This window comes from Lysinibacillus sp. JNUCC 51 (genome assembly GCF_015999525.1).
Taxonomy (GTDB): Bacteria; Bacillota; Bacilli; order Bacillales_A; family Planococcaceae; genus Lysinibacillus; species Lysinibacillus xylanilyticus.
In genome coordinates this window covers 865,966-879,847 of record NZ_CP065545.1, presented here as the reverse complement: position 1 = coordinate 879,847, position 13,882 = coordinate 865,966, and the positions used below count along the sequence as shown (strand labels likewise).

Below are 13,882 nucleotides of genomic sequence, written 5' to 3'. Positions count from 1 at the left end.
ACTTTCACTGTAACACAATATTTGCCAACTCAAAATAGATAAAAACTAAATTCATATGAAGAAAATGTGAATCGCGGTAAAATTGTCAAATAAAATCGTGCACATAATAATAAAAAAAGAGTTAAATTTGTCTATTTTTTGACAAACTATCGTGTGTTTTAAAGATTATTGTATTAGAATAATAGTAGAATTGGAAGAACGTAAGGAGAGAGAGAAATGGATTACATTCAAAAGGGGACAAAGGCGTTCCATAAAGCAAACTGGGCTTTATTTTTAGCAGGCTTTATCACCTTCGCCAATTTATATGTATCACAGCCATTATTACCAACATTTGCGAAGGAATTTCATGTATCACCTGCAGTTGCGAGTTTAACGCTCTCTGTGACAACCTTTGCGTTATCCATCAGCATGATTATTGTGGGATCATTATCAGAGGCATGGGGGAGAAAATCTTTGATGACGATTTCTATTTTTGCGGCATCTATTATTACACTTGCACTTGCCTTTTCTCCTAATTTTGAAACGATACTAGTGTTACGTGTTATACAGGGCGTTGTTTTTGCAGGATTGCCAGCAATTGCGATGGCTTATTTAGGAGAGGAAATGGATCCCTCTAGTCTAGGTATTGCGATGGGTTTATACATAAGTGGTAATTCGGTAGGCGGGCTTAGTGGACGAGTTATTATTGGGACATTAACGGATCTTTATAGTTGGCAGGTGGGTATGATTGTACTGGGGGTCATCAGTCTTATGATTAGTGTATTATTTATCTCGATGCTACCTAACTCCAAGCATTTTACAGCACGTCGATTGCAGATAAAATCATTGGCGACATCTCTTTTACAGCATTTAAAGGATCTATCTATGCTTTGCCTTTTTGGTATTGGCTTTGTGTTGATGGGAAGCTTCGTGACTCTTTATAACTACATTGGCTTTAAATTGATGGCGCCCCCTTATAATCTAAGTGCTACGATTGTTGGTTGGATTTTTGTTATTTACTTAGTAGGTACTTTTAGCTCTGCTTGGTTCGGAAGTCTAGCTGATCAATACGGCCGTCAAAAGATGCTGTTATTGTCTATTGCGATCATGTTTATAGGGGCGATTTTAACATTAAATGGGCTACTTACTTTGAAAATTTTGGGGATTACAATCTTTACATTTGGCTTTTTTGCAGCACACTCGATTGCTAGTGGTTGGGTAAGTAAACGAGCCACTCATGATAAAGCACAAGCCTCCTCGCTCTATTTATTTTTCTATTATTTTGGTTCAAGTGTTGGAGGAACAGTAGGTGGGGTATTCTGGATGCATTACGGCTGGGTAGGCGTTATTGCAATGATTGCTGTATTTTTAGTCGTAGCATGCTTATTATCCTTTTTGTTAAAGGTGATTATTGCTAAACAACAACGCATTGCAGCAGGGCACTAGAAATAGTATTTTTTTGCTTAGCTTATTTACTTTCTCGTCCGCATCCATAAATATAGCCTTCTTCATTAATTATTATAAAAATGATTTGTCGTAAACTATCTGATAGTATAATGAGTAGACTGGTGATAAAGAGGAGTTGAAAGATATGTTCGCGCGTTTTAAAGGATTTTCTATTGTCTTTGCAATGCTGATGGTAGCATTTGTTTTGACAGGTTGTGGAGCTGCTAAAGAAAGTGAGCAATCGGAAGGCAATAAGGCAAAGAAAACGGAAGAAAATGTGGATTATTCATCAAAGGTGAAGGAAAATCCAATTGTAACGATTACGATGAGCAATGATGAAAAAATCGTCATCGAATTAGAGCCTTCTACAGCACCGAATACGGTAGCTAATTTTATTTCCTTAGTTAAAAAAGGCTTTTATGATGGTCTTATTTTCCATCGAGTTGTCCCTGATTTTATGATTCAAGGTGGAGATCCTTCAGGTAATGGTACAGGAGGACCGGACTATTCGATAGAAGGTGAGTTTACATCAAATGATTTTAAAAATGATTTAAAGCATGAACGTGGTGTCATTTCAATGGCTCGTTCAAATGATCCGAATTCTGCGGGATCTCAATTTTTCATTATGGTAAAGGATACTCCGCAACTAGATGGCCAATATGCTGCTTTTGGGAAAGTAATCGAGGGGATGGAAACAGTAGATGCTATCGCTGCTGTTGAACGAGAAGGTGAAAAACCAATAAAAGACCAACAAATGAAAAAGGTCGAAGTAGATACAAAGGGCTTTGATTACCCTGCTCCAAAGGTAATAAAATAACAGATTTATTAATCCGAAACAAAAAAGCATGAGAGATCAATTTTGATCTTCCATGCTTCTTTGTATTTAACCCATAATGTTGTAGCCTGCGTCAATGTAAATCGTTTCGCCTGTTACACCGCGAGATAAGTGAGAAAGCATCACGATTGTCATGTCTGCTACTTCATCTTGTTGAACATTACGTTTTAAAGGAGCTGTTTCTTCGATTTTGTGTAAAATTGTATTGAAAGAAGGGACCCCTTTTGCAGCAAGTGTGCGGATCGCTCCTGCCGAGATCGCATTAACGCGAATATTATCTTTACCAATATCTGCAGCAAGGTAGCGCATAGATGCCTCTAATGCAGCTTTTGCTACACCCATAACATTGTAACCATCTAGGACACGCTCTGCTCCTAAGTAACTCATTGTTACGATAGAACCGCCCTCAGTCATATAAGGATGTGCGGCTTTTGCTGCTGAAATAAGAGAATAGGCGCTAGTGTCTTGCGCAAATGCATAGCCATCACGAGTTGTATTTAAGAAGCGATTGTGTAAATCTTCTGCATTAGCAAATGCTACAGAGTGGACAATCCCATGGATTACGCCTACTTTTGTACCGATTTCTTCGAAAGCTGCTTTTGTGCTCTCGTCGCTGTTGACATCACATTGTACAATCAGTGAATCGGATTGTCCGATTTTCTCTAATTGCATTTGTAATTTTTTTAATGAACGTTCTTGACGGTATGTGAAAATAACGTTTGCACCTACATCAAATAAACGTTTTGCGATACCCCAAGCAATACTTCGATCGTTTGCCACGCCCATTACGACAATATTCTTATCTTTTAATTGTAATAAATTATCCATCATCTATAAGAACCCCTTTATGAAATAATATCTGTTATTAGTACCAACTACTAAAATCTTATCATACATAAAAAATGGTTGCAATAACAAGATGAAAAGAGGATCAACTTTACGTTGAAAAGTACAAAAAAATCTCTACTATGAAGGGGGATTTTCTGCAAGACTTTTAAATTGATATAAAGAATCTAACGATTGTGTATATCTTGGGGGAATTAATCATTAATCTAATTTTGGTGTTTGTAAAGCGAGGATAAAAATAAAGGCACCCGATTAAGGGTGCCTTTAAAGATACTTATGAAGTGTAAAACCTATTCGAATTTTAATGAGTCGCCATCAAAAGTTTCATCTGCTACTTTGATTGAGTCAGTTGGGCATCCTTCGAAAGCATCTTGCATGTCTTCTAGTAGATCTTCTGGAACTTCAGCAGTTCCCATGTTATCATCTAAAATAACGAAGGCAATACCTTCATCATCATAATCATAAATATCTGGTGCTGCGGCTCCGCAAGCGCCACAAGCGATGCATGTATCTTTATCAACAATTGTGTATTTAGCCATTTTTCATTCTCTCCTTTACATGTTCCTACAAAGCTTCATACTCATTTTAAAGATGTTTATCTTACTTTTCAACATAAATACTATTAAATTGGAGGAATTTGCGTCTATGTTTCATCAAATTTTATTGCAAATCTTTCAAAAACTAAATAATGAAAGAACAATTTCTGCTGCATATCATGTATTAAGAGGAAAGCGCTCAGGTCAGACTATTCAAGACATCGGCCTATTTCAGTTACATAATTATTTTGGGCTATTACCTAAGTTACCTAGGAAGACATTTGATGAAGCCGTAACTTCGTTTTTACAAAATAGTTGGTTAACTATGCAAGATTCTGGTCACTATTCCATGAAAAAGCTAGGTTTACAACGAGCGGAACAGACTCCTGATTTTTTATTTGATGGATGGCACTATCGAGGAAATGAGCATGTATTTTTTGCGAGGTTCTCATTAATTGTACAAAGTTTATCTTTTCTAAGTGCTGGGGTACGTTCATTTTCTCCTATTAGTAGGGATACGAATATTCAGTCTTGGGTTCGTACATTTTTAGTCGAGCATAACTATCAAGATGGGCATTTACAGCAACAATTATTGGAGGAATGTGAACAGGTGCTTTCTGTGTTACCCTTATCAGACGCCAACAAACAGCTTGTCCTCTATCGGTTAAGTGGTCATAGTTTACCGGGATGGACGTGGCAGCAGCTTGCGAGTGAAAGGAAGGAAACAGTTTTAGATTGTCAATTAGCGTTTATAGAAGTGCTACATACATTATTAAATGAAGTTCATCAGTCAAATGATTATCCGTTACTTGGAAAAATGGCAGAGGAATTAAGAGTAAAAGCATTACTAACCGATTCAGCGCAGCAAACAGCACATTTATATGAGCAGGGCTATTCAATTGAACAAATTGTGCAATTAAGGAAGCTAAAACAAAGTACAATTGAGGATCATTTGGTGGAATTAGCCATGAATGAACCGAACTTTTCAATTGGTCCATTCGTCTCCTATGAAGAAGCGGAAAAAGTTTGGCAGGCATCGAAACAATATCAAACCAAGAAATTGAAAACATTGCATGAAGTAGTTGAAGGTATGAGTTATTTCCAGTTAAGGCTTGTCCTAGCGAAAGGAGAAGTGTAAATGGAACTTGAACAAACGTTAGCAAAGTATTTTGGTTATACAACATTTCGTCCAGGCCAAAAAGAGGTCATTGAAGCAATCCTAGAAGAAAAAGATGTTATTGCTTTATTGCCAACAGGAATGGGGAAATCACTTTGTTATCAGCTACCAGGATATATCTTGCAGAAGCCAGTTTTAATTGTTTCTCCTTTACTTTCTCTAATGCAGGATCAAGTAGAGGAGCTAAAACGCTTTGGTGAAAAGAGAGTAGTTGCATTAAATTCATTTTTAACCGTAAGTGAAAAACGATATGTGTTACATTTTTTAGAGCAGTTTCGTTTTATCTTTACGTCACCAGAGATGCTTTTACAGCAACAAGTTCAAGACAAGCTTTCTCAAATGCAGTTAGGTCTTATCGTAGTGGACGAAGCACACTGTATTTCTCAGTGGGGCTTTGATTTTCGACCAGATTATTTACGAATTGGACAATGGTTTTCGCAAGTAAATCGTCCACCAGTTTTAGCATTATCAGCGACTGCGACGAATAAAGTAGTCAATGATATACGAGATACATTGTCGCTAGATACCCCATTTGAGTTTTTGTACAATGTGGATCGGCCAAATATTCATCTTGGGCGTGTCGTTTTTGAGGATAGGGCAGATAAAGCTCATTGGATTATGCAGCATGTTAAAGAAACGGCAGGACCGGGTATATTATATATGTCTTCGCGGAAGCGTGCTGAACAATATAGCGAAGCGCTTATACAGGCTGGTATACGAGCTGCAGCTTATCATGCAGGCTATGGTGCTGAAGACCGTCAGTTTATTCAGCAACAATTTATAGACGGTGAACTCGATTGGATTGTGGCTACAAATGCTTTTGGTATGGGTATCAATAAGTCAGATATTCGTCAGGTCATCCATGAAACGATGCCTTCTAATGTAGAAAATTACATGCAGGAAATTGGCCGTGCAGGGCGTGATGGTCAACCGGCGCTCGCAATTTTACTTTATAGTGATAGTGACGAGGAACTTGCGAAATTTGTTGTAACAGGTGATTTGCCAACAGCTGGTCATGTTGATCGATATCAGGAACTACTAAATCAACAAGTACATCCTTCACAAATGTTGAAAAATGGAGAGCTGAGTGAGACCGCTTTTCGTGTTCTTGATTACTGGCTGCAACAAGAAAAGATGGAACAAGTTAAAGAGCGTTTAAACCATTTAGCACTGGAAAAGTATCGTGCTGTCGATAAAATGCATAAAATTACTCAGACAAAAGACTGTATTCGCACGCAGTTAGTCGGGTATTTTGGGCAAAAATTGCTGAAAAAACCAGAAAACTGTTGTGAAAATTGTGGAATCCATTATGATGAAATCAATAAGGTACGCTTGAAAGAAGAGAAGAAAATAGAAATGATTCCTTGGAAAAGTCGACTAAAGCAACTCTTGGGTTGTTAAAGGTTCATCCATAGAAAGTCTGGGGTGGAATTTGTTAAAATGTATGCCATTCCGACTGAACGCCCCTAAGAAAGCGCTCAGTCGAAACAGAAATCAACCCCACGTTATGGTGATATGCCTTTTTTAGACTAATATTTACGGTCATTTACTTTTTTCGCAAAATTCGTCATAATAGAATGATAGAAAGCGTAGTAAGGTTGGAGGAACGGCGAATGAGTAAAGAAGATTATCGCGATAAAATCGAAGAACATCGTCAATCTTTTGAAGAAGAACAAAAAGAACAGCAAACTTTATCTAGAGTTTCAAGAATGAAGAAAAATGGAAATGACAATAAAAAGCCAAAAAATACAAAACGAAAACCGCCATTAATGACGATTCTTTTTGTAATTTTTATCTTAATTCCATTATCGATATTAGTCTATTTCTTAAAATTCTATGAACCTGGAACAACAATTGAAGAAGCTGAAAAAAAATCTACGGATCAAGAAGTTGTAGAAATTGATAAATCAGGGGATAAAGATAAGGTACCCGTGTCAACTGACAAAAACAAAGCAAAAGAAGACGATAAAGCAGACAAAGACAAAACAAAGGAGCCTTCTAAGAAAGATGCTGAGAAAATAGCAGCTGAGCAGAAGGCAGCTGAGGAAGCGAAAAAGGCAGAAGAAGCTAGAAAAGCCGAGGAAGCTAATAAAGCTGAGCAAGCTAGAATAGCACAAGCAGAAGAGGCTAGAAAAGCCGATCAGGAACGAAAGGCCCAGGAAGCACGTGATGAAGAAAAAGCAAAACAATCTGCAAGTGCAAGTACTCATACTGTAAAAGCAAATGATAATCTATATCGTATTGCATTGAATCACTATGGTGATGGCAGTGAAGCTACACTAGCGAAAATTCGTGCAGCAAACGGTATGTCTTCAAATGATGTAAGGATTGGGCAAGTTATTAAATTACCATAAGAAAAGCAGGTGTCATTCTTTGGCAATGATGTTTTTCTAGTATAAAATAATGGACAAACGTCAACACCAAATATGGTTGAGGCGTACGTCTGATTTAGTGAAAAGGCGATTCTTCATTATAATGAATCGTCTTTTTGCTTTCGTAAGGAGATGTGAGGGAATGATTTATTTTGGACTATTTGTTTTAGTAGTCATTGCGTTCCTGCTTTATATGTTGAAGGTGGCACATGAAAATAATGTTTTACATCATCAATTGTTATTAAAGGGTGAACAGGAAAAAATCCGACTATTTTTTATTTCGGATACACATTTACGAAAAATTAACCGTAAAATGATTGAGAAATTAGATGGTCAATTTGATGCTGTTATTATTGGTGGAGATTTTGCGGATGGACGCACACCTATTCTGCGTATTCATGACAATCTAAAATTATTAACTCCTTTAGGACCGACTTATTTTGTATGGGGTAATAATGACAGAGAAGTAGGTGAAGAGCAATTTCGAAAAATTTTACAGGAACATGGTGTTCAGATTATTGCCAATGATGCTGTATTACTACCTAAAAAAAACCGATTTTGGATAAATGCGATTGAAGACACATCTACAATGAAATGTAGATTTGATGAAGCATTTGCAAAAGTAGGAGAGAAAGACTTAGTTGTTTTCATCGCACATAACCCTGGTGTTTTTGCAAGAGTCCGAGAAAAATTTAGGGCAGATTTAATGATTGGTGGGCATTTACACGGTGGTCAAATTAGAATTGGTCCATACGGAATGCATCCAAACGGTTCTTATCGGGAGCGTGATGGTGTGATGACGTTAGTAAGTAACGGCTATGGTACGACATTATTACCTTTTCGACTGGGTGCGAGACCACAGTGTCATATTATTGACATCGAAATTTCGGGTAAATAAACAACCAAAACCCGATAGAAGGCGTATAATGAAAGCGATAAGGATTTATTCGGTAAAAGCCCGATTATGGAATAGTATTAGCAAATAGCTGATACAAAGTTGATAGGAGTGTCAAGAAATGCAGCAAGTAGATGCAATTATTGTTGGGGGAGGCCCATGTGGTTTATCAGCAGCAATAGCTTTGCAAAACATTGGATTAAAGCCAATTGTTATTGAAAAAGGAAATATCGTAAATGCGATTTATAATTACCCTACACATCAAACTTTTTTTAGTACGAGTGAGCGTCTAGCTATTGGTGATGTGCCCTTTATTATTGAAGGTCGTAAACCAAAGCGAAATCAAGCACTAGTTTATTATCGAGAAGTTGTGCGTTTGAAAGATATTCAAGTAAACCGCTTCGAGAAAGTAAAGAGCGTTGTAAAAAATGGAACGGTGTTTACAGTAACTTCAGATAAAGAGATATATACAACACCTTATGTTGTAATCGCAACCGGCTACTATGACCATCCAAATTATTTAAACATCCCAGGTGAGAAATTACCGAAAGTCTTCCATTACTTTAAAGAGGGACATGAATTTTTTGATACTGATGTTCTTGTCATAGGTGGAAAAAATTCAGCAGTGGATGCGGCGCTTGAGTTGAATAAGGCTGGAGCTCGCGTCACAGTAGCCTATCGTGGTAGTGAGTATTCACCTAGCATCAAGCCGTGGGTTTTACCAGAATTTGAAGGAGTAGTACGAAATGAAGAAGTCCAAATGCATTTCAATACAAATATACTGGAAATCCGTGAGCATGAGGTCGTAATAGAAATTGATGGTAGCAAGAAAACTATAAAAAATGATTTTGTTTTTGCAATGACAGGTTATCATCCAGATCATTCGTTTATTCGAGCAATGGGTGTCTCTATTGATTATGAAACTGGTCGTCCTTTCTTTAATCAAGAAACTATGGAAACAAATGTAGAAGGATTATTTATTGCAGGAGTTATTGCAGCTGGGAATAATGCCAATGAAATTTTTATTGAAAATGGCCGTTTCCATGGCGACTGTATAGCGAAGACAATTGCCAATAGAGCGAAATAGCAATAGGAGCTGTATAAGCGTGTATGCTTATACAGCTTTTTTTAAAATGTCGGATAGTAGAGAGAGCGACGGAAAGAAGGTCCATGGCGAAGGAAAGAGGTCGAAGCGAAGGAAAGAAGGGTCATGGCGACGGATGAAAGAGTCGAAACGACGGAAAGAAGGACCATGGCGACGGAAAGAGGTCGAAGCGAAGGAAAGAAGGTCCAGAACGACGGATGAAAGAGTCGAAGCGAAGGAAAGAAGGTCCAGGGTGACGGAAAGAGGTCGAAGTGACGGAAAGAAGGTCCAGAACGACGGATGAAAGAGTCGAAGCGAAGGAAAGAAGGTCCAGGGCGAAGGAAAGATGTCGAAGCGAAGGAAAGAAGGACCAGAGTGACGGATGAAAGAGTCGAAGCGACGGAAAGAAGAGCCAGGGCGACCGAAAGAGAGCAAAACGACGGATTGAAGAGCATACACAACTCATAGACGCCACAGAAAAGTGCCCAGTAGGATCGGAAAATCTAACCCATGTATGGTGATGAGACAAAATTTCATCGAAGCTGAAAAAAGGTGTGAAAGAATGCTTAGATTATATTGGTTTCTAAGTTATATTGTAGGGAACTTCATGACGGCGTATGTCGTTGGAAAAGTATATGGTATTAATTTACAGGAAGAAAGAAGTAAAAGCCTAGGAGCTAGAAATGCTGGCAGTGTAATTGGGAAAGGTGCTTTTCTATGGACCTTTTTAGGAGATTCTTTAAAAGGTGTGCTTATTGTCGGTGCAGGACGTTTATTGCATTTCGAAGAATGGGAAATCGTTATAGGCGCTAGTTTGGGCATGCTTGGTCATATGTTTCCGTTTTGGCTTAAGTTTAATGGGGGTAAAGGAGTAGCAACTTTTATAGGTGTAGGTCTGGCATTATCTCCGAGCTTATTTTTTATGATGGTTGTTGGGACTGTTATTACACTATTTGTCACTAGAAGTTTAACACTTAGTATGATAGGTGGCTTTCTATTATATGCTGGAGCGATTATCTATACAGATAAATTAATGTTATATATGCCAATTCTAGTAGCGATATTTTTTGTGATTATTAAACATATGTCAAATATTAAAGAAGCTTTAGGAAGAAGGAAGTGATTATATGTATTGGTGTAAAATTGCGCATACAGAAGCTGAGTTTGAGGAAATTGCACGATTAAATTATGAAACCTTTGTCGAAGAAATTCCACAGCATAAACCGAACTCTGAAAGGAAAAAAGTTGACCGTTTTCATCATGAAAATACGTATATCGTTGTTTATAAAGGAATAGAACTTATAGGTATGCTTGCATTTAGAGATCAAAGGCCGTTTTCAATCGATGAAAAGATAGGAAAGGTTGAGCAGTATTTATCAAAAGAGATTAGTGCTAAGTTATGTGAAATTAGATTGCTTGCCGTCAAGAAGGCATATCGAACAGGAAGAGTATTGTTGAAATTGACACAGGCACTAACTGCTTTTGCTTACGAAAAAGGTTATTCAGCAGCGGTTATCTCAGGTACTACTCGTGAAGAGAAGCTTTATAAGCAAATGGGATTTACCCAATTTGCACCTGCTACTGGGACAGAGGATGCTTTATTTTTACCAATGGTTTTAACGCGACAGCAGTTTGAAAAGTCTTTGCAGCAAAGACTTGCGAAGGAGTGCCATACATTTTATCCAGGTCCAGTGAAACAAAGCGAATCATTTATGTATTCAGAGCTTTCTCATCGTTCGTTAAGATTTCAATCATTATTTGAGCAAATGAGAAATAAGTTGCTTCAACTATCAGGAGCAGAGCATGTAGCCACAATTGTAGGAACTGGGACATTGGCAAATGAAGTTATGCTAGGGCAATTAAAGGCTCAACAACTAGGGCGTGGACTGATTTTAACAAATGGAGAGTTTGGAGAACGTCTTCGAAAACAAGCAGAGAGATGGTCATTAGATTTTGATGTCATTGAGCAAGATTGGGGAAGTTCCTTTGATACAAATATGCTGGACTCTTATTTGCAAAACAGAACTTATCAATGGCTACTTGCAGTACATGGAGAAACATCAACTGGTACTTGTAATGATATAAAGGAAATTTTACAGCTTACAAAGCGATATAACGTAAAGCTTTGCATTGATTGCATTAGTTCTTTCGGAGCAATGCCGTTTTCATTAAAAGATTGTTATTTAGCGACTGCAGTGAGCGGAAAAGCAATTGGTGCACTCAGTGGCCTGGCTTTTGTTTTTTCGCAAAACATTGTGAAATCTTCTACAACATTACCTTCTTATCTCGATTTAGCTAATTACCAGCAAGGTGCGATTCCGTTTACATTACCAGCAGTACTTGTTGCAAATGTTACTGCAGCATTACAAGCATATCCAGAAAGATATGGACAGCTACAGCAACGCTTTAAAACATTGCTACAGCTACCATATATGCACTACCAAGTTTCAACAAGACAGTATCCGATGCTAATCACTTTACAACTTCCTAAGGCTTTGGCAAATCTACAGAGAGATTTAAATTTAAATGGTTTTTATGTTCATGCTGATAGCCAATACTTATGCCAAAGAAATTTCATACAGCTCTCTGTTATTCAGCCAGATTTTGAGATAGCAATCAATCATTTACATAAAATCTTGAATTATTATAAGCAGATTGTAGATGCATAACTATAAGTGAATATTGAATACATTAGCCTTACATGAAAAATTCTTTTAAATCAAGAGGAGTCCCTACTTTGTTGAGTCCAATTAATAATTTTAATCGCGCCTTTTGACCATTAATACCGGTTGCAAATATAGTTCCTAAGTCTTCGAGCATCTTGCCACCGCCAACGTAGCCGTAAACACCTTCTGCGATTCCATTAAAACAACGGGATACGAGTATAACAGGAATACCGCGCTCTAAAAGACTTTCAATACCTTTAACAACCGTTGGAGGGACATTGCCTTGTCCAAGTCCCTCTAACACAACGCCATCATATTTACATGCAAGTACTACATCAAGTAAGTCAACTTCCATGCCAGCATACACTTTCAGCATGGCAACTCGTTTTGATAACCCATCAATTTCCACATATTGACGGCGGATAGGTGCATGATGAAATAATATTCTTGATTTTGTAATAAGTCCTATCGGGCCATATTGAGGTGACTGAAAAGTATTTACAGAACTAGTGCTTGTTTTTGTAGTGTTAACAGCAAGGTGGACCTCGTCGTTCATGACAACTAGTACACCTTTCTCACGAGCTTCTTCGTCTACGGCTACACGGACAGCTTCTACTAAATTATAAATACCGTCTGCACCAAGTTCGTTTGAGGAGCGCATTGCACCTGTTAAGACAATAGGAATTGATAAATCAGTCGTTAACTCTAAAAAATAAGCTGTTTCTTCTAATGTATCTGTACCATGAGTGATAACAACGCCATCTATTTTCTCCTCTGAAACTTTGTCGATAATAAGATTGCGTAATTTAAGCATTTCTTTTTGTGTAATATGTGGTGATGGGAGGTTAAAGGCCTCCATTTCAATAATTGAAGCAAGTGCATCAAGCTTACTACTTTCTTTCATTAGAGGATTTTCCTTGTTTGGCATAACGGCACCTTCATCGCTCATCGCCATAGAAATAGTTCCACCTGTATGAATTAATAAAATTGTTTTTTTCATAAAAAATATTTATCTCCTTTTAAAAAGTTTTATGTCATATCATGGTATAATAATATCAGTTTATCTTCGAGTAACAGATATTTTTTTGTCGAAAACAGAAGTTTAATGACGCAGAAGAAGTTTGCTAGCTGAGATATACGGATTTATTTTTTTATGCGGTTGTCCAATAATCGGTAGAAAAAGATAAACTTGGGATAAGGAATTTTACATCCTTTGAAAACGCCGAAGTTAACCAACATTTTGCACTACCGCTTCATGCGCAGAAAACATTTTGTTGGTTTATTCATTAGAAGGATGTCACGAATTTTAAAATCTTAACATAATTATGTCAAGGCGAAATTGATTTTTGAAAGGAGCCGGCATCATGATCATTCTATTATCAGCTGCCATTGCTCCCGGTCTAGCGCTTTTTAGTTACTTTTATTTGCGCAATCAGATGGCAACGGAGCCAAGAAGAACCTTACTTCAAACGTTTTTGTATGGCGCATTTTTAACGTTCCCAATCTTGTTCTTACAATATGTACTAACAGAGGAAGGGGTCTTTCGTTATCTTTATCTACAAGATGTAGTTTTTTCTAGTGTAGTTGAAGAGTTTTTTAAATGGTTTGTACTTTTAATCGCAATCTACAATCATGTAGAATTCGATGATCCCTATGATGGCATACTGTATGGTGCAAGTATATCGCTTGGCTTTGCCACGATAGAAAATGTGCTTTATTTATTTTCTTTCGGTTTAAATACTGCATTTATGCGTGCATTATTACCAGTATCAAGTCATGCTTTGTTCGGTGTTGTAATGGGCTATTATTATGGACGTGCCAAGTTTTCTAAGTTTGCAAAGACGAAAGAAATGATTGCTATGGCGCTATGTGCACCGGTAGTATTACACATTTTATATAATACAATTTTATCATTCAAAGGATATTGGGTATATTTAATGATCCCCTTTATGCTATTTTTGTGGTGGTTTGGGCTACGAAAAGTAAAGCTCGCTCATTATCACCTAGTACAACATTTGCATATGCATAAAAAAATATAAAGCGTAG

General features: G+C 37.4%; 14 protein-coding genes. 11 read left to right on the top strand and 3 right to left on the bottom strand.

The window, feature by feature from the left end:
* Nucleotides 1–216 precede the first annotated feature (216 nt).
* Nucleotides 217–1,425: an MFS transporter gene (locus tag JNUCC51_RS04585; RefSeq protein ID WP_337991029.1), complete on the top strand. Its 1,209-nt coding sequence runs from the start codon at nucleotides 217–219 to the stop codon at nucleotides 1,423–1,425.
* A 145-nt stretch (nucleotides 1,426–1,570) separates the two neighbouring features.
* Nucleotides 1,571–2,242, top strand: coding sequence for a peptidylprolyl isomerase (locus tag JNUCC51_RS04580; RefSeq protein ID WP_337991028.1), 672 nt, complete (start codon nucleotides 1,571–1,573; stop codon nucleotides 2,240–2,242).
* 66 nt (nucleotides 2,243–2,308) lie between these two features.
* Here the strand turns inward: JNUCC51_RS04580 and fabI are convergent, their stop codons facing one another.
* Nucleotides 2,309–3,091 carry an enoyl-ACP reductase FabI gene (gene fabI / locus JNUCC51_RS04575; protein ID WP_337991027.1) on the bottom strand — a complete coding sequence of 261 codons (783 nt, stop codon included), beginning with the start codon at nucleotides 3,089–3,091 and terminating at the stop codon, nucleotides 2,309–2,311.
* Nucleotides 3,092–3,396: 305 nt separating this feature from the next.
* A complete protein-coding gene (locus JNUCC51_RS04570) occupies nucleotides 3,397–3,645 on the bottom strand; it encodes a ferredoxin (protein WP_004232564.1) in 249 nt (82 codons plus the stop codon).
* 106 nt (nucleotides 3,646–3,751) lie between these two features.
* On the opposite strand from JNUCC51_RS04570, the gene JNUCC51_RS04565 reads away from it, so the two are divergent.
* From JNUCC51_RS04565 to JNUCC51_RS04530, 8 genes are all read left to right on the top strand, one after another.
* Nucleotides 3,752–4,780, top strand: a complete 1,029-nt coding sequence (locus tag JNUCC51_RS04565; protein ID WP_337991026.1) for a YpbB family protein — start codon at nucleotides 3,752–3,754, stop codon at nucleotides 4,778–4,780.
* Nucleotides 4,781–6,220 (top strand): RecQ family ATP-dependent DNA helicase, encoded by a 1,440-nt coding sequence (locus JNUCC51_RS04560; RefSeq protein ID WP_337991025.1) that lies wholly within the window; start codon nucleotides 4,781–4,783, stop codon nucleotides 6,218–6,220.
* Nucleotides 6,221–6,432: 212 nt separating this feature from the next.
* Nucleotides 6,433–7,173 carry a LysM peptidoglycan-binding domain-containing protein gene (locus tag JNUCC51_RS04555; protein ID WP_337991024.1) on the top strand — a complete coding sequence of 247 codons (741 nt, stop codon included), beginning with the start codon at nucleotides 6,433–6,435 and terminating at the stop codon, nucleotides 7,171–7,173.
* 160 nt (nucleotides 7,174–7,333) lie between these two features.
* Entirely contained in the window at nucleotides 7,334–8,089 is a 756-nt protein-coding gene (locus tag JNUCC51_RS04550; protein WP_337991023.1) for a metallophosphoesterase, read from the top strand.
* A 118-nt stretch (nucleotides 8,090–8,207) separates the two neighbouring features.
* Nucleotides 8,208–9,173 (top strand): YpdA family putative bacillithiol disulfide reductase, encoded by a 966-nt coding sequence (locus tag JNUCC51_RS04545; protein WP_337991022.1) that lies wholly within the window; start codon nucleotides 8,208–8,210, stop codon nucleotides 9,171–9,173.
* A 19-nt stretch (nucleotides 9,174–9,192) separates the two neighbouring features.
* The gene (locus JNUCC51_RS04540) at nucleotides 9,193–9,474 is read left to right on the top strand and encodes a hypothetical protein (protein WP_337991021.1); all 282 of its coding nucleotides are present in this window, start codon (nucleotides 9,193–9,195) and stop codon (nucleotides 9,472–9,474) included.
* A gap of 258 nt (nucleotides 9,475–9,732) precedes the next feature.
* A complete protein-coding gene (locus JNUCC51_RS04535) occupies nucleotides 9,733–10,293 on the top strand; it encodes a glycerol-3-phosphate acyltransferase (RefSeq protein ID WP_337991020.1) in 561 nt (186 codons plus the stop codon).
* Nucleotides 10,294–10,297: 4 nt separating this feature from the next.
* Nucleotides 10,298–11,839 (top strand): aminotransferase class V-fold PLP-dependent enzyme, encoded by a 1,542-nt coding sequence (locus JNUCC51_RS04530; protein WP_337991019.1) that lies wholly within the window; start codon nucleotides 10,298–10,300, stop codon nucleotides 11,837–11,839.
* A gap of 28 nt (nucleotides 11,840–11,867) precedes the next feature.
* On the opposite strand, the gene JNUCC51_RS04525 is transcribed toward JNUCC51_RS04530, so the two are convergent.
* Nucleotides 11,868–12,836 (bottom strand): asparaginase, encoded by a 969-nt coding sequence (locus JNUCC51_RS04525; protein WP_337991018.1) that lies wholly within the window; start codon nucleotides 12,834–12,836, stop codon nucleotides 11,868–11,870.
* Nucleotides 12,837–13,200: 364 nt separating this feature from the next.
* Here JNUCC51_RS04525 and prsW point away from each other — a divergent pair, with 364 nt between their 5' ends.
* Nucleotides 13,201–13,875 (top strand): glutamic-type intramembrane protease PrsW, encoded by a 675-nt coding sequence (prsW, locus tag JNUCC51_RS04520; RefSeq protein WP_337991017.1) that lies wholly within the window; start codon nucleotides 13,201–13,203, stop codon nucleotides 13,873–13,875.
* Nucleotides 13,876–13,882 lie beyond the last annotated feature (7 nt).

Coding starts and splice junctions, on each gene's coding strand:
- JNUCC51_RS04585 (WP_337991029.1), top strand. CDS start 217: ATGGATTACATTCAAAAGGGGACAAAGGCGTTCCATAAAGCAAACTGG.
- JNUCC51_RS04580 (WP_337991028.1), top strand. CDS start 1,571: ATGTTCGCGCGTTTTAAAGGATTTTCTATTGTCTTTGCAATGCTGATG.
- fabI (WP_337991027.1), bottom strand. CDS start 3,091: ATGATGGATAATTTATTACAATTAAAAGATAAGAATATTGTCGTAATG.
- JNUCC51_RS04570 (WP_004232564.1), bottom strand. CDS start 3,645: ATGGCTAAATACACAATTGTTGATAAAGATACATGCATCGCTTGTGGC.
- JNUCC51_RS04565 (WP_337991026.1), top strand. CDS start 3,752: ATGTTTCATCAAATTTTATTGCAAATCTTTCAAAAACTAAATAATGAA.
- JNUCC51_RS04560 (WP_337991025.1), top strand. CDS start 4,781: ATGGAACTTGAACAAACGTTAGCAAAGTATTTTGGTTATACAACATTT.
- JNUCC51_RS04555 (WP_337991024.1), top strand. CDS start 6,433: ATGAGTAAAGAAGATTATCGCGATAAAATCGAAGAACATCGTCAATCT.
- JNUCC51_RS04550 (WP_337991023.1), top strand. CDS start 7,334: ATGATTTATTTTGGACTATTTGTTTTAGTAGTCATTGCGTTCCTGCTT.
- JNUCC51_RS04545 (WP_337991022.1), top strand. CDS start 8,208: ATGCAGCAAGTAGATGCAATTATTGTTGGGGGAGGCCCATGTGGTTTA.
- JNUCC51_RS04535 (WP_337991020.1), top strand. CDS start 9,733: ATGCTTAGATTATATTGGTTTCTAAGTTATATTGTAGGGAACTTCATG.
- JNUCC51_RS04530 (WP_337991019.1), top strand. CDS start 10,298: ATGTATTGGTGTAAAATTGCGCATACAGAAGCTGAGTTTGAGGAAATT.
- JNUCC51_RS04525 (WP_337991018.1), bottom strand. CDS start 12,836: ATGAAAAAAACAATTTTATTAATTCATACAGGTGGAACTATTTCTATG.
- prsW (WP_337991017.1), top strand. CDS start 13,201: ATGATCATTCTATTATCAGCTGCCATTGCTCCCGGTCTAGCGCTTTTT.